This window comes from Sphingorhabdus sp. (assembly GCF_044354325.1).
Taxonomy (GTDB): Bacteria; Pseudomonadota; Alphaproteobacteria; order Sphingomonadales; family Sphingomonadaceae; genus Sphingorhabdus_B.
Genome location: NZ_JBILAF010000045.1, coordinates 1 through 15,277, shown reverse-complemented (window position 1 = coordinate 15,277; position 15,277 = coordinate 1). Strand labels below are relative to the sequence as shown.

General features: G+C 56.8%; 13 protein-coding genes. 11 read left to right on the top strand and 2 right to left on the bottom strand.

Translation table 11 applies throughout. The features are described from left to right. The 6 genes from ACIQ0G_RS05860 to ACIQ0G_RS05835 form a co-directional block, all read left to right on the top strand. The coding region (locus ACIQ0G_RS05860; protein ID WP_397577101.1) for a hypothetical protein at window positions 1-530 on the top strand (530 nt) is incomplete at its 5' end. Window positions 531-611: 81 nt separating this feature from the next. Then, the gene (locus tag ACIQ0G_RS05855) at window positions 612-1,031 is read left to right on the top strand and encodes a DUF1330 domain-containing protein (RefSeq protein ID WP_397577100.1); all 420 of its coding nucleotides are present in this window, start codon (window positions 612-614) and stop codon (window positions 1,029-1,031) included. Window positions 1,032-1,035: 4 nt separating this feature from the next. Next, the gene (locus tag ACIQ0G_RS05850; RefSeq protein WP_397577099.1) at window positions 1,036-1,977 is read left to right on the top strand and encodes an NAD(P)H-dependent flavin oxidoreductase; all 942 of its coding nucleotides are present in this window, start codon (window positions 1,036-1,038) and stop codon (window positions 1,975-1,977) included. Between the two features lie 8 nt (window positions 1,978-1,985). Beyond that, the gene (locus ACIQ0G_RS05845) at window positions 1,986-2,381 is read left to right on the top strand and encodes a ribose-phosphate pyrophosphokinase (protein WP_397577098.1); all 396 of its coding nucleotides are present in this window, start codon (window positions 1,986-1,988) and stop codon (window positions 2,379-2,381) included. A 40-nt stretch (window positions 2,382-2,421) separates the two neighbouring features. Further along, window positions 2,422-3,225, top strand: coding sequence for a TIGR03084 family metal-binding protein (locus tag ACIQ0G_RS05840; RefSeq protein ID WP_397577097.1), 804 nt, complete (start codon window positions 2,422-2,424; stop codon window positions 3,223-3,225). Between the two features lie 4 nt (window positions 3,226-3,229). Further along, a complete protein-coding gene (locus tag ACIQ0G_RS05835; protein ID WP_397577096.1) occupies window positions 3,230-4,450 on the top strand; it encodes an amidohydrolase family protein in 1,221 nt (406 codons plus the stop codon). Here the strand turns inward: ACIQ0G_RS05835 and ACIQ0G_RS05830 are convergent. Then, complete coding sequence (locus ACIQ0G_RS05830; protein ID WP_397577095.1) at window positions 4,437-5,525, bottom strand: DUF2855 family protein; 1,089 nt, start codon at window positions 5,523-5,525, stop codon at window positions 4,437-4,439. The genes ACIQ0G_RS05835 and ACIQ0G_RS05830 overlap by 14 nt on opposite strands. A 103-nt stretch (window positions 5,526-5,628) precedes the next feature. Between ACIQ0G_RS05830 and ribB the strand changes: the two genes are divergently transcribed. The 5 genes from ribB to ACIQ0G_RS05805 are packed head-to-tail and all read left to right on the top strand — an operon-like array spanning window position 5,629 to window position 12,457. Next, a complete protein-coding gene (gene ribB, locus ACIQ0G_RS05825; protein WP_397577094.1) occupies window positions 5,629-6,930 on the top strand; it encodes a 3,4-dihydroxy-2-butanone-4-phosphate synthase in 1,302 nt (433 codons plus the stop codon). Next, window positions 6,930-7,349, top strand: a complete 420-nt coding sequence (gene ribH, locus ACIQ0G_RS05820) for a 6,7-dimethyl-8-ribityllumazine synthase (protein ID WP_397577093.1) — start codon at window positions 6,930-6,932, stop codon at window positions 7,347-7,349. Before ribB ends, ribH begins: the two co-directional genes overlap by 1 nt. 46 nt (window positions 7,350-7,395) lie before the next feature. Next, the gene (locus ACIQ0G_RS05815) at window positions 7,396-8,997 is read left to right on the top strand and encodes an AbgT family transporter (RefSeq protein WP_397577092.1); all 1,602 of its coding nucleotides are present in this window, start codon (window positions 7,396-7,398) and stop codon (window positions 8,995-8,997) included. Next, complete coding sequence (locus tag ACIQ0G_RS05810) at window positions 8,994-10,595, top strand: carboxyl transferase domain-containing protein (protein WP_397577091.1); 1,602 nt, start codon at window positions 8,994-8,996, stop codon at window positions 10,593-10,595. Before ACIQ0G_RS05815 ends, ACIQ0G_RS05810 begins: the two co-directional genes overlap by 4 nt. Before the next feature lie 5 nt (window positions 10,596-10,600). Further along, window positions 10,601-12,457, top strand: a complete 1,857-nt coding sequence (locus tag ACIQ0G_RS05805) for an acetyl/propionyl/methylcrotonyl-CoA carboxylase subunit alpha (RefSeq protein ID WP_397577090.1) — start codon at window positions 10,601-10,603, stop codon at window positions 12,455-12,457. Between the two features lie 128 nt (window positions 12,458-12,585). Here ACIQ0G_RS05805 and acnA read toward each other — a convergent pair whose 3' ends face one another. After that, a complete protein-coding gene (gene acnA / locus ACIQ0G_RS05800; protein WP_397577089.1) occupies window positions 12,586-15,261 on the bottom strand; it encodes an aconitate hydratase AcnA in 2,676 nt (891 codons plus the stop codon). Window positions 15,262-15,277: the final 16 nt, after the last annotated feature.

The window sequence follows — 15,277 nt, the reverse complement described above, 5'->3', positions numbered from 1 at the left end:
CAGCGGGCATGTCGCCGTCAAATCTGTATCGCTTTTTCGACAACAAGGAAGCGTTGTTAGAGGCTGTGGCCGAGCGTTTCTTCGCGGAAAAAATCCGTATCATGGTCGAAGTAACCGAGTCTGACTTGCCGGTTCGCGACAAAATGTATCAATATTTTGCCCGGCGCTACTTGGCCTCTGTCGAGCAGTATGAGGCCGAGCCCGAGCTGCTAAAAAGCTATCTGGAAATTGGTCAGCAGCATTTTGAAGTGGTGCGCGGTTACGTGGACCTTGGCGACCATTATCTTGCGATCATCGTGGCCGAAGCAATGGATCAAGGCTATTTCCAAGGCCTGTCTATTGATGAGGCGGTGTCGCTCATCAACCAAATGCTACATTGCTATACAAACCCCGACATGCTCTTTTACATCGGGACAACGAAGCTAAGCGTTACCAAACTGGCCATGATTGTGGACGCCGTGTTTCAAGGGTTGGGTAAAAAGATGGCGACCCAGTCGGCCGCTGGATCGCACATTAAAATAGTGTCTTAGGCGCTTTTATGCGCACTTGAGTTATTCGCTTTTACAACACGCTCTCTCTGATTTAAGCAGGTGATTAAATCAGGGGAGAGAATGAATATGCGGGTCGAGAACGCCGTGTTTCCAGGCAAGGAGCAGATCACGTCCTTTTTCGGAGGGCCTGAAAATGGCCCCTTTGTGATGGTCAACCTTCTGAAATTTAAAGAGACCGCAGAATATGCCGATGGCAGCGACGCCGACCTTAGTGGCGCTAGGGCGTATGCCCGTTATGGTAAAGGTATTCAGGCATGTCTTGCTGCGGTCGATGGCAAGCAGATTTATGCTGGGCCCGTGACTGGCCTGATGATTGGCGAGGTCGAAGAGCTTTGGGACATGGTTGCGCTGGTCGAATATCCCTCACTGGCGGCCATGCAGAAAATGATGTCCTCCCCGGAATATCGGGCGATTGAAGTTCATCGCAAAGCAGGCCTCGCCGGCCAACTCAACATCCGCACAACCCAGATTGGACGCTGACATCATGAAACCTATTAAAAACCGCATCACCGAATTGCTTGGCGTTGAATATCCTATCATTCAGGCCCCCATGGGCTGGATCGCGCGGGCGCAACTGGCTTCGGCTGTGTCAAACGCCGGTGGACTTGGGATCATTGAAACGTCGTCCGGCCAATTGGAGGAAGTGCGCGCAGAGATCATCAAGATGCGCGAACTGACGGACAAGCCCTTTGGCGTGAACATTGCGCAAGCCTTTGTCCGCGATCCCGGAATCGTAGATTTCGTGGTCGATCAGGGCGTCAAATTCGTCACGACGTCGGCAGGCGACCCGAACAAATATTGCGGTCCACTAAAGGCTGCGGGGCTAACCGTGTTTCACGTTGTGCCGACTTTGGCCGGCGCGTTGAAGGCCATTGAGGCCGGTGTCGATGGCCTGGTCGTCGAAGGCGGCGAGGGCGGCGGGTTTAAAAATCCCAAAGATGTGGCGCTCATGGTCCTGTTGCCGCTCATCCGGAGCAAGGTTGACGTGCCGATCGTCGCAGCCGGCGGAATGGTCTGCGGACGGACGATGGCGGCGGCTTTTGCGCTTGGCGCAGAAGCGGTGCAAATGGGCACGCGGATGGTCAGCGCGGCGGAATCGCCAGTCCATCAAAACTGGAAAGACGCGATCATCAATGCCAAGGAAACCGACACGCTGTTCCTGAACCGTCATGGCCCGGGCCCCGCGTTGCGTGCGTTGCGTACCGACCGGACCGAAAAGCTGGACGTGACGCCATCAGAAAATATCATGGGCGAAATGCGCGGCGTGCTCGATTTGTATTTTGGCGGTGACATGGAGGCTGCGATCGCGCTGTCCGGACAAGTTGCCGGACGCATTGATACGGTCAAGCCTTCGAAACAAATCATCGACGAAGTCATGGAAGAATTTCACGACGTCATGAACAATATGCGCAACGACTATTTGTAGGAGCCGCTTTGGACCCTGTCCTTGAAGAATTTCTGAGCGATCCGGCGGCGGATGTTTCTGCGCTGCACGATGTTGCACGGATTAAGGCAATTCTCGAGCAATGCGCACGCGATGGCCGGGCAATAAGCTATTCTGAGTTGCTGCTGAACCTTGGTTTCCGGTTTACACGGCCAAAGATGCGCGCGGTCTGCAAGACGTTGGATAAGATTGACCAGATAACGATCGCCGAAGGGCGGCCCGCGCTTGCCGTGCTGGTGGTGCGCGAGGGCGACGGCCTGCCGGGGCAAGGGTGGTGGACAGGGCGCACCGACTATCAGGGCGAATGGACTGGACCACAGGCGCAAGAGCATATCCGGCAGTTACAGAACGGCATATTTGCATATTGGCAGGGGCGGCTGGTGTGAAAATGGCGGGGCATTTATTCGGATTTATGGGGTGATGGTGATGCAACAGGCAACGGACTTTTTGGAAGAGAGCAGAGCATTGGCAGGGCTTCTTGCCGCGCTGTCCGATTCTGATTTCGAAACGCAAACGCAGTTTAAGGGATGGACGATCAACAACATCGTCCGGCATTTGCATGTCTGGAATATCGCGGTGGACCTGTCGTTGCAGGATGAAGCGGCATTTGGCGCATTTGTTGCCGCGATGATGGAGGGAGTCCGGGGCGGAAAACTACCTGCTTTTGAGGCGTCCTATTTGGACGGGTTATCTGGACAGGCTTTGCTGCAGGCATGGCTGGAACGGGCTGAGGCCGTTGCTGCGGCTTTTGCCAAGGCTGATCCGAAACTGCGGCTGAAATGGGTCGGGCCCGATATGAGCGCGCTAAGCTCCATAACCGCACGTCTCATGGAAACATGGGCACATGCACAGGCGGTTTATGATGTTTTGGGTGTCGCGCGTCAGGATACGGACCGCATCGGCAATATCGTCCGGTTGGGCGTCAATACATGGGGCTTTACGTGGAAAAACCGGCGCCAAGACCCGCCGGGGCCAATGCCGCAGATCCGTCTGACCGCGCCGTCCGGAACGATATGGGAATATGGCGAGGCGTCGGACAGTGGGATGATTACGGGCAGCGCAACCGAATTTTGTCAGGTTGTGACACAATGTCGCAACATTGCCGATACGTCGCTTGCAGTCACCGGAGAAGTCGCGCATCAGTGGATGGCAGTTGCACAATGTTTTGCCGGGCCGCCGCAAGATCCGCCGCCAGCGGGATCGCGTTGCATGGCCAATAGGGGAGTTTGATTAAATGAAGATGTTTGCTTTTGTTTCACTGAGTGCCGCTTTGCTGGCAAGCTCTTCCCTTGCGGCCCAGACGGTAGAACCAGTCACCGTCGTCCATGCCGGGCAATTGCTCGATAAGCCTGGAACGCCGCCACGCGGTCCATCTACTGTCATCATTCGTAATGGCAGGGTGGCCGAGATTTTGGCCGGGCATCAGCCCGGACCAGCAGGCGCGAAGCTGATCGATTTGAAGGACAAGTTTGTGCTTCCCGGATTGATCGACAGCCATGTGCATCTCGATAGCGATGCGGGCGGCAATGCAGCGTTGATTGAGACTGTGACTGATAGTCCCGCCCGCGCGACATTGGCACTTCGCGATGCCGTTGCCGCTGGTGAACTACCGGGGCCACGGATCATTGATGCCGGACGCTCTATTTCGACGACAAGCGGGCATATGGATGCCACGCTGTCGGTTTCGGAAGATCTGCACAGCAGCATCGGCCAGGACAATCTGTGCGATGGCGTCGAAAGCTGTCGTCAGGCTGTGCGTAAGCAAATTCGGCGCGGCGTAGATGTCATCAAAATTGCGACAACAGGCGGCGTTAACAGCCGCATTGGCGCGGGCCTTGGCCGGCAATTATTTGATGATGAAGTCAAGGCATTGGTCGATACCGCACATTTGTATGGCAAGAAGGTTGCCGTGCACGCCCATGGTGATGACGGCATTGATGCAGCGCTTGCCGTTGGCGCCGACTCTATCGAACATGGGACGATGCTGACCGATGCGACCATCAAATTGTTCAAAACGGCGGGCGCATATTATGTCCCGACGCTATCAACCGTGAATGGGTACATTGAACGGCTTGCCGCGAACCCCAATGCCTATCCGCCAGACGTGTTGGCAAAGGTCAAATGGCGCATTGGCGTTACGGGCAAAAGTCTTGCAAAGGCCTATCCTGCCGGCGTGAAAATTGCGTTCGGGACAGATGCTGGTGTCTCAAAACATGGAAAGAATGCGGACGAGTTCGAGCTGATGGTAAAGCATGGTATGCCCGCCAGCGCGGCCATTCAGGCTGCGACGATGAACGCGGCAACTTTGTTAGGCGTGGAGAAGGAAGTGGGCAGCCTTGAACCCGGCAAAGCTGCTGATCTTATTGCCGTTGCAGGTGATCCCACATCAGATGTCACCGTTTTGAAAGCGGTGAAGTTTGTGATGAAGGACGGGCGCGTATTTAAGGACGAATGATAATCCCGATCGCGGGATCTGCTTTGCCCTGAAATGTATCGGTGAACGCGGGAATAGCTTGGGTTATTCCAGTGCGTTCATCGATTTTCACGACACCGTCCACGGCGCCAAGGAAGCTTTTCCAGCTTGTGGCAACCGCTTCGCCAAAGCCTTTTGGACCAAGTTCCTGAATGGTAGCGACGGCGTGGTCGGGCGCGAAGAAAAGAATGGGCTTGGGGCCTGGCATTGCATCACCATTGCCGCCCGGGCTGTTTGCGCCACGTGCATCGACATGCGTTGCGCCGACAAGGCAGCTATATTTCAAATGCTCGCCAAGCGCGTCATGAATGCCGCGCAGCAATCCGCTGTTCCCGGCAAAATCAACGGCTACGGAGGCAGCAGCGGGCAAATTGCCAACGTCATCATAGGCGATGACCTCGTCATAGAGACCTGAATTGGCAACGAAGTCGACATTGCCTTTTGATGTCAGGCCAATCCGCTTGATATGCGGCGACAGGTCCTTCGCAACGCTCGCGAGGCTCATGGATGTTTTTGACGACGCGCTGGTCATAACCAAATTCTGCGCGCCGAACCAATTTTCGCGGCGGAACATGGCTTCAATGAGAAAACCAGTTTTGAACAGCGGCCCAAATAGCATGCGCTCCGCCTCTTTCGCTGCATCATGCTCGGGGTCCGCATTGATGCGGCTATACTGGTTATAGATCGGGCTCATCGGCTGCCGGTGTGCGGCGGTGTCCGTGAAGCCGCCTGCGCTGACCTTTCCGGGAAGGACGTCCAAATGCGTGCCCATGGGAAGATAGCCGTACACGCGCTCACCAACAGCGATTTCGGGGTGGCGTGACTCTGTGACCACTGCGTGCCCCCACATGGGAACGACGCCCCACGCGCCTTCAGCCGGAAAGAAGTTCCAATATCCGAACATATCGCCAATGACGGCATAGGTGATGTTGTTTGCGGTTACCGAGAAGCTTTCGATTTTCAGCCGAATGGCGCCATCCGCCAATATGGGCAGGTCGGCATCATGGACCATATTTTCCGAAAGCTTCGCTTTGTTTACCCATATTGTCTGCGCCATTACCGTTTCTCCAACACATCAATGTGATTCATGCTTTGACAATCACATTTCAGTGTGAAAATAGCGAATCATGTTTCGCTATTCTGCGAATGTTGGAGGTCATATGTCCACCCAGTTAATTGAAAAGCTTCGTAATCTCGTCAACGAAGGCGGCTTGTCCCGTTCGGGGCTTGCGCGCGCGGCGGGGCTGCATGCCAATACCTTGCGTGATCTGGATGACGCGGGCTGGAATCCAACGGCGGAAACACTGCGTAAGTTGGAAAGCTATTTATTTTCGAACGATGACACGCCTGCGCTCGTTCCGATTGAGGAAATCATCGAAGAAGCCCGCAATGGCCGCATGTATATCCTTGTTGACGATGAAGACCGCGAAAATGAAGGTGACCTTATCATTCCAGCGCAAATGGCAACGCCGGACGCGATCAACTTCATGGCGACCCATGGCCGTGGCCTGATCTGTCTTTCGATGACAAAGGCGCGCTGCGAGCAGCTTGGCCTGACGCCCATGGCGCGCGAGAACCGCGAAAGCATGCAGACTGCCTTTACGGTGTCCATAGAAGCCCGTGATGGAGTCACGACCGGCATTAGTGCCGCTGACCGCGCGCGGACGATTTCGGTGGCTGTGGATGCCTCTATGGGGCCGGATGACATTGTTTCCCCCGGCCATGTCTTCCCGCTGACTGCGCGCGATGGCGGCGTTCTCGTGCGCGCAGGGCATACTGAAGCTGCCGTCGATATCAGCCGTCTTGCCGGTCTCAACCCGTCGGGCGTGATCTGTGAGATCATGAAGGACGATGGCACCATGGCGCGGATGGATGACCTTGTCGCATTTGCCCGCATGCACAATTTGAAAATGGGCACGATCCGCGACCTGATCGCCTATCGCCGTCAGCATGACCATCTGGTCGAAAAGCGCGCGGAAATGAAGTTTCAAAGCAAGTGGGGCGGTGAATGGACCGCCATGACCTTTTACAACAAAGCCACGGGCGACGAGACAATGGCGCTGGTCAAAGGCCGTATCGATCCCGAAAAGCCTACGCTTGTCCGTATGCACACCATGTCGATGTTTGTGGACGTGTTCGGCGAAGAAAATGAGCGATCCGGGCTTCTTTCGCACTCGATGGAGGCCATTGCGGCTGAAGGGGCTGGGGTCATTGTCGTGATCAACAAGCCGATGAAGGGCATGGTTTCGCGTTTTATGCAGCTTCGCGCCGAAGGCAAGCAGGCTGGCGCGCCCGAAATCGAAGAGCTGCGCGATTATGGCGGTGGTGCACAAATCCTGACCGAGCTGGGTGTGCACGACATGATATTGCTAACCAACACGCATCATACGCTGGTTGGCCTTGAAGGCTATGGCCTTTCCATTGTAGGCGAGCGCGCAATTCCCGGCACCGGAGGCGAATAATGGCAAAGTTTTTAATAGTTGAAGCGCGGTTCTACGACCATTTAAATGATATGTTGGTTGCTGGCGCAAAAGCCGCGCTGAAAGCCAAGGGGCATGAGGTTGAGGTCATCACCGTTCCTGGTGCGCTCGAAATTCCCGGCACGATTGCCATGGCCGCCGAAGCGCAATTATATGACGGCTTTGTTGCGATCGGCGTGGTCATCCGCGGCGAAACCTATCATTTTGAAATCGTTGCTGGTGAAAGCGCACGCGGCATCATGGCGTTGACGATGGATGGAATTGCCATCGGTAACGGCATTTTGACCGTCGAGAATGAAGAACAAGCCATTGTTCGCGCTGATCCCAAGCACAAAGATAAGGGCGGCGAGGCGGCTATTGCGGCGATGAAACTGCTGGAATTACAGAACCGTTTCGCGTAAATAGGTTACGTATTCCAATGCGGTCCGGCCGCGCTATAGATGCGTCATGAGCAGCAATCCTATAGCGCCGCCGAGCGGCTTCCTCGCGACATTTGAACGGTTGGGCAATAAACTGCCCGACCCAATTATGATCTTCGTTTGGTTGATCCTGTTTCTGATGGGACTGTCAGCGCTGGGCGCGTGGTTGGGTTGGACCGCATCCTTGCCCTATTCCGGGACGGAAGCGCCGCAATGGGGCGAGTTGAAGGACGGCGTGCTGACGTATCGCGCGACGAGCCTGTTCAACGAAGAAAATATCGCACGGCTGTTAACCGAAATGCCCAAGACGATGGCCAGCTTTGCGCCGTTGGGATTGGTACTGACGATTGTGTTGGGCGCGTCAGTAGCCGAAAAATCGGGCTTATTTTCGGCGCTTATTCGCGGATCGCTGCGTAATGCGCCGCGCGCGCTAATGACGCCTTTGGTCGCTGTCATCGGCATGGTATCGCACCATGCGTCCGATGCTGCCTATGTGGTGTTCATCCCACTTGCGGCGATTTTATATGCCGCTGTTGGCCGTCATCCGCTTGTTGGCCTCGCCGCTGCATTTGCTGCCGTTTCGGGCGGTTATGCAGGCAACATCACGCCCGGGCAAATCGACGTGCTGCTTTTCAGTTTTACGCAAGAGGCTGCCCGTATTGTCGAGCCGGGTTGGACGATGAACCCCGTTGGTAACTGGTGGTTCATATTGTCCATCGTGTTTCTGTTCACCCCGACTATCTGGTTTGTGACTGACCACATCATTGAGCCGAGGTTGGGCATATGGGGCAAAGAGCCGGATGCTGAAATTCAAGCCGAACTCGCCAAGTCCGAAATAACGGCACAAGAAAGAAGAGGGCTCCGTAACGCAGGACTCGCCGCGATCGTTATCATTGGCCTGTTCGCGGCGCTGACACTGCTTCCCGGATATTCGCCGTTATTGGACGAAACCAAAGAGGGCACAGCGCAGATGCAGCCTTTTTATTCTGCATTGGTCGCCGGTTTCTTCTTCCTGTTCGTTGGCACCGGTATGGCATTTGGCCTTGGTGCGGGGACCGTAAAAAGCAGTAGTGACGCGCTTGGCATGATGCAGGATGGCATCCGTTCGGTGGCGCCCTATATCGTCTTTGTCTTTTTCGCGGCGCATTTTGTGGCGATGTTCAACTGGTCGCGTCTGGGACCAATCATCGCAATTGACGGTGCCTTTGTGCTGCGCGAAATGGGTTTAAGCGCGCCATTCCTGTTGGTTAGCGTGCTGTTGCTGTCATCGATACTCGATCTGTTTATTGGCTCGGCCAGCGCCAAGTGGAGCGCGCTTGCGCCCGTCGTGGTGCCGATGTTTATGCTGCTTGGGATCAGCCCAGAAATGACCACGGCGGCATATCGCATGGGTGATAGCTATACCAATATCATGACCCCGTTGATGAGCTATTTTCCGCTCATCCTCGCTTTCGCGCGCCGCTGGGATAAGGATTTTGGTGTGGGGTCGCTGTTGGCTTTGATGCTCCCTTATGCACTATGTTTTATGATGGCAGGTATCACCATGACGATGGCTTGGGTGGCGCTTGATTTGCCCCTAGGGCCGGGCGCGCAAGTGCACTACATGCCAAGCATTGGAGTATTGAAATGAGCGGACCCGTGCTGACATCAAACGTCAATAGCGACAGCGATCAGTTTCGCGCCAACGCAGCGAAAAATGAAGCGCTGCGCGATGAATTGTGGGCAAAGGTTGCCGAGGCCGCATTGGGCGGCAATGAAAAGTCACGCGAACGGCATACCTCGCGCGGCAAACTGCTTCCGCGCGAGCGCGTCGAGCGTCTGCTTGATCCGGGCTCACCATTTTTGGAAATCGGCCAGCTTGCGGCCAATGACCTTTACGATGGCGAGATTCCCGGCGCCGGTTTGATTTGCGGGATCGGTCGGGTCTCGGGGCGCCAGTGCATGATTGTTTGCAATGACGCGACGGTGAAGGGTGGCACTTATTACCCGATGACCGTCAAGAAGCATTTGCGCGCGCAGGAAATTGCCGAGGCTAATCACCTGCCTTGCATCTATCTGGTCGACAGCGGCGGTGCGAACCTGCCACATCAGGACGAAGTCTTTCCGGACCGTGAGCATTTCGGGCGTATCTTCTTCAATCAAGCGAATATGAGCGCCAAGGGCATTCCGCAAATCGCCTGCGTAATGGGTAGTTGCACCGCGGGTGGCGCCTATGTCCCCGCTATGTCCGACGAGAGCGTGATTGTCCGCAATCAGGGTACAATCTTCCTCGCTGGCCCGCCATTGGTCAAGGCCGCGACGGGTGAGGAAATCAGTGCCGAGGATCTAGGCGGCGGCGATCTGCACGGCCGCAAATCTGGCGTGGTCGATCATGTCGCGGAGAATGACGAACATGCGTTGACCATCGTGCGCGATATTATCAGCCACTTAGGGCCAACCCACAAACCCGACATTGATTTAAAAGAACCACGCGCCCCCAAATACGACACCGAAGAACTGTACGGCGTCATCCCGGACGACGTGCGCGCGCCTTATGATGTCCACGAAGTCATCGCGCGGTTGGTGGACGGCAGCGAATTTCATGAGTTTAAGGCGCTGTATGGCACGACCTTGGTCTGCGGCTTTGCGCATATCTGGGGCATGCCGGTCGCGATCCTCGCCAATAACGGCGTATTGTTTTCGGAAAGCGCGGTCAAAGGCGCACATTTCATTGAGCTTGCTTGTCAGCGGCGGATACCGTTGCTGTTCCTGCAAAACATCAGCGGCTTCATGGTCGGCGGCAAATATGAGGCGGAGGGCATCGCCAAGCATGGCGCGAAACTCGTCACCGCAGTCGCCACCGCGAGCGTGCCCAAAATCACCGTCTTGATCGGCGGCAGCTTTGGCGCGGGCAATTACGGCATGTGCGGACGGGCTTATAGCCCACGTTTCCTGTTCACTTGGCCCAATGCGCGCATCTCGGTCATGGGCGGCGAGCAGGCGGCGAGCGTGCTGGCGACCGTCCACCGCGACGCTGCGACATGGACGCCAGAAGAAGCCGAAGCCTTCAAGGCGCCCATCCGGCAAAAATACGAAGACGAGGGCAACCCCTATTACGCGACATCGCGCTTGTGGGATGACGGCATCATCGACCCGGCGCAAACACGCGATGTGCTTGGCCTAGCCTTCGCTGCAGCACTCAACGCACCAGTCGAGGAGGCACCCCGCTTTGGGGTGTTCCGGATGTGAGCCTTATGATCAAATCACTCCTTATCGCCAACCGTGGCGAAATTGCTTGCCGGATTATCCGTACGGCGCGTTCCATGGGCATTCGGACCGTCGCGGTTTATTCGGATGCCGATGCCAAGGCGTTGCATGTGCAGGAAGCCGACGCGGCGGTGCATATCGGGGCGTCTGCGGCGCGTGAGAGCTATCTGGTGGGTGAGAAGATCATCGCCGCAGCCAAGGTCAGCGGAGCCGAGGCGATCCATCCGGGCTATGGCTTTCTCTCTGAAAATGCCGAGTTCGCGCAAGCCGTGATCGACGCTGGCCTAATCTGGGTCGGGCCGCGCCCCGCCAGCATCACTGCAATGGGGCTGAAGGATGCGGCCAAGAAATTGATGGCCGAGGCGGGCGTGCCGGTCACCCCCGGCTATATGGGTGAGAACCAAGACCCAGCTTTCCTTGGGCAACGTGCCGCCGAAATCGGCTATCCCGTGCTCATCAAGGCCGTCGCGGGCGGCGGCGGCAAGGGGATGCGCAAGGTCGACGACGCGGCGGACTTTGCCGACGCGCTCGCATCTTGCCAGCGTGAGGCTACCGCCTCGTTTGGCAACGCCCATGTGTTAATCGAAAAATATATCCAGCGCCCGCGCCATATCGAGGTGCAGGTGTTTGGCGACACGCACGGCAATATCGTCCATCTGTTCGAACGCGATTGTTCGCTGCAACGCCGCCACCAAAAGGTGATCGAGGAAGCCCCCGCACCGGGCATGGACGAAGCGACGCGCGAGCAACTTTGCGCAGCTGCGGTGAAGGCGGCCAAGGCGGTCGATTATATCGGTGCAGGTACAATCGAGTTCATCGCCGACGCTTCGGAGGGCCTGCGCGCCGACCGCATCTGGTTCATGGAAATGAATACACGGTTGCAGGTGGAGCACCCGGTGACAGAGGAAATCACCGGCGTTGATCTGGTCGAATGGCAGCTGCGCGTGGCGAGCGGTGAAGCGTTGCCGAAGCGGCAGGATGAGTTGCGCATCAACGGCTGGGCAATGGAAGCGCGGCTCTATGCTGAAAATCCGGCAACTGGATTTTTGCCGTCCATCGGCTCGCTCGACCATCTGGCATTCTCGGACGAGCTGCGTATCGACACAGGTGTTGAGCAGGGCGGAGAGGTCTCACCATTCTACGATCCGATGATCGCCAAGCTGATTGCACGCGGAGATACACGCGACGAAGCGATCGCGGCGTTGCGTGACGGTATCGATGGCACCGAAGTCTGGCCAGTAAAGACCAATGCAGGCTTTCTGGGACGCTTGTTGGACCTGCCTGAATTTGGCGAAGGTGACATCGACACTGGTCTTATCGCGCGCGAAGTCGATTCCTTAGTCCTTCCACCTGCACCCGAAAGCGAAGAGCTCGCGGAGGTAGCAGCTTTGCTGTGCGCAAGTCCAGGCGAAGGGCCAATTAGCGCAGCGCTTGGGTTCCGGCTCAACGCTGGACCACGTGCCGAGGCGCGGTTGCTGGACGACAGCGGCCAAACGCATATTGTGTCGTTTGACGAGATTGAGGCGGATGCGCCAACGGCTGATGTGCTTGCCTTTGCCGACGGTTTCGCGCGCCGCTATGTTTTAGCCGAACCGCGCGGGTCGGGGGTCAGTGCGGTTGGTGATGGCGCGATACTCTCCCCCATGCCAGGGCGGATCATCGCGGTCGATGTCACAGCAGGCCAGACCGTCATCAAGGGCCAGAAACTCCTCACGCTGGAAGCGATGAAGATGGAACACAGCCTTACTGCTCCCTTTGACGGGTTGGTTGCGGAGCTAAACGCAGAGGCCGGCGCGCAGGTGCAGGTCGAGGCATTATTGGTGCGGATCGAGGCGGCGGAATAAATGACAGACGTTTCGTCATCCTGAACGTATTTCAGGATGACGGACCACCGTCGCGCATGATGCACGTGTGCGGGAGCGCCGCATTTGAAGGCGGCGCTGTCGATCTTATCCAGAATGTAACAGGCGGTTTAAGCCGCCAGCTTCCGCAGCACATAGTGCAGGATGCCACCGTTCATGAAATATTCGACTTCGTTCGCGGTGTCGATGCGGCACAGCGTGTCGAAATTGAACGTGCTGCCGTCCTTGCGGGTAACCATGACGGTAACCGTCTGGCGCGGCTGAAGCTTTCCGACGCTGGTGATCGTGAAGCTGTCATCTGCGTTCAGGCCCAAGCTGGTGCGGCTTTCGCCTTCCATGAACTGCAATGGCAAAACGCCCATGCCGACCAGGTTCGAACGGTGGATGCGTTCGAAGCTTTCGACGATGACTGCGCGGACGCCGAGGAGGTTGGTGCCTTTTGCGGCCCAATCGCGGGATGAACCGGTGCCATATTCCTTGCCGGCGATGACCACCAGTGGCGTGCCGTCGGCTTTGTGCTTCATGGCGGCGTCGTAGATGGGCATGACTTCGCCATTATAGCTGCTCATGCCGCCTTCGATGCCGGGGACCATTTCGTTCTTGATGCGGATGTTGGCGAAGGTGCCGCGCATCATGACCTCGTGGTGGCCGCGGCGGGCGCCGTAGCTGTTGAAGTCAGCCTTGCTAACCTGATGTTCCATAAGGAATTTTCCGGCCGGGCTGTCCGCTTTGATCGAACCAGCGGGGGAGATATGGTCGGTGGTGATGGAATCGCCCAAGATCGCCAGCGGCTTTGCCTCGATGATATCCATCACCGGTGCCGGCGTCATGCTCATCCCTTCAAAATAGGGCGGATTTGCGACATAAGTCGAACCGGCGCGCCATGTGTAGGTGTCCGATCCTTCGACCTGAATCTTCTGCCAATGCGCATCGCCTTCATAGACGGTCGCATAACGCGCGGTGAACATCGAACGGTCGATGTTTGCGGTCATGACATCATGCACTTCCTGATTGGTGGGCCAGATATCGCGTAAGAACACGTCCGAACCGTCGGTCGCCTGACCGATTGGCGTGGTGGTGAAGTCTTCGGTCACGGTGCCCTTCAGCGCGTAGGCGACAACCAAGGGCGGCGATGCGAGGAAGTTCGCGCGTACATCGGGCGACACGCGGCCTTCAAAGTTGCGGTTGCCCGAAATGACTGAGGCGGCAACAATGTCATGGCCGTTGATCGCAGCGGAGATAGGCTCTGCCAACGGGCCGGAGTTGCCGATGCAGGTCGTGCAGCCATAGCCGACTAGGTTAAAGCCAACCGCGTCCAGATCCGCGGTCAGGCCCGCACGGTCGAGATAATCGGTCACAACCTGCGATCCGGGGGCAAGCGATGTCTTCACCCATGGCTTGGGCTTCAGGCCAAAAGCATTCGCCTTGCGCGCAACCAATCCGGCGGCCACCAGAACGCTTGGGTTCGATGTGTTGGTGCACGACGTAATCGCCGCAATCACCACGTCACCGTCGCCAATATCGTGCGATTTGCCCTCAACCGCGACGCGCTTTGCGCTGTCATGCTTGTAGACGTTGATGAGATCGTCGTTGAACACATTGTCGACCTCAGTCAGGACAACCTTGTCCTGCGGACGCTTTGGTCCGGCAAGCGATGGGACAACGCTGCCCATGTCGAGTTCAAGCGTGTCGGTGAAGATCGGGTCCGCCATATCGGCATAGGCCCAAAGGCCCTGTTCCTTGGCATACGCCTCAACCAATGCAATCTGGTCTTCCGCACGGCCGGTCAGACGCAGATAATCGAGCGTCTTGTCATCAATGCCAAAGAAGCCACAGGTCGCGCCATATTCGGGCGCCATGTTGGCGAGCGTCGCACGGTCGGCCAGCGACAAGGACGCAAGGCCGGGGCCATAATATTCGACAAAGCGGCCAACCACGCCCTTGGCGCGCAGCATTTGGGTTGCGGTAAGCACAAGGTCGGTCGCGGTCACGCCCTCGGCCAACGCGCCGGTCAGTTTGAAGCCAACAACTTCAGGGATCAACATCGATACCGGCTGGCCAAGCATTGCGGCCTCCGCCTCAATCCCGCCAACGCCCCAACCCAGCACGCCAAGGCCGTTGATCATGGTCGTGTGGCTGTCGGTGCCAACGCAGGTGTCGGGATAGGCGATGGTCGTGCCATCTTCGGCTGCGCTGGTCCAAACGGCCTGCGCGATATGCTCCAGATTCACCTGATGACAAATGCCGGTTCCAGGAGGGACGGCCTTAAAGTTATTCAGCGACTTTGAACCCCATTTCAGGAAGTCATAACGCTCTGCATTGCGCTGATATTCGATTTCCACATTCTGCTCGGCTGCCTTGGGGTGGCCGAATTCGTCCACCATGACGCTGTGGTCGATGACCAAATGCACTGGGACAAGCGGGTTGATCTTTGACGGGTCCGCCTTCAACGCGGTCATCGCGTCGCGCATCGCGGCCAAATCAACCACGCACGGCACGCCGGTGAAATCCTGCAGCAAAACGCGGGCAGGGCGATATTGAATTTCGCGGGTCGATTTGGCGTCTTTCTGCCAATCGATCAATGCTTGCACGTCCTGCACCGAAACGGTGAAGCCGCCATCTTCAAAACGCAGCAGGTTTTCGAGCAATACCTTCATCGAAAACGGCAGGCGGGACACATCACCCAATTTTTCCGATACTTTTTTGATCGAAAAATAATCCACCGTCTTGCCGCCAGCGGTCAAGGTGGAACGGGTTTGCAGGCTGTCTAATCCGATTGCGGTCATGTTGGTACTACCCCTT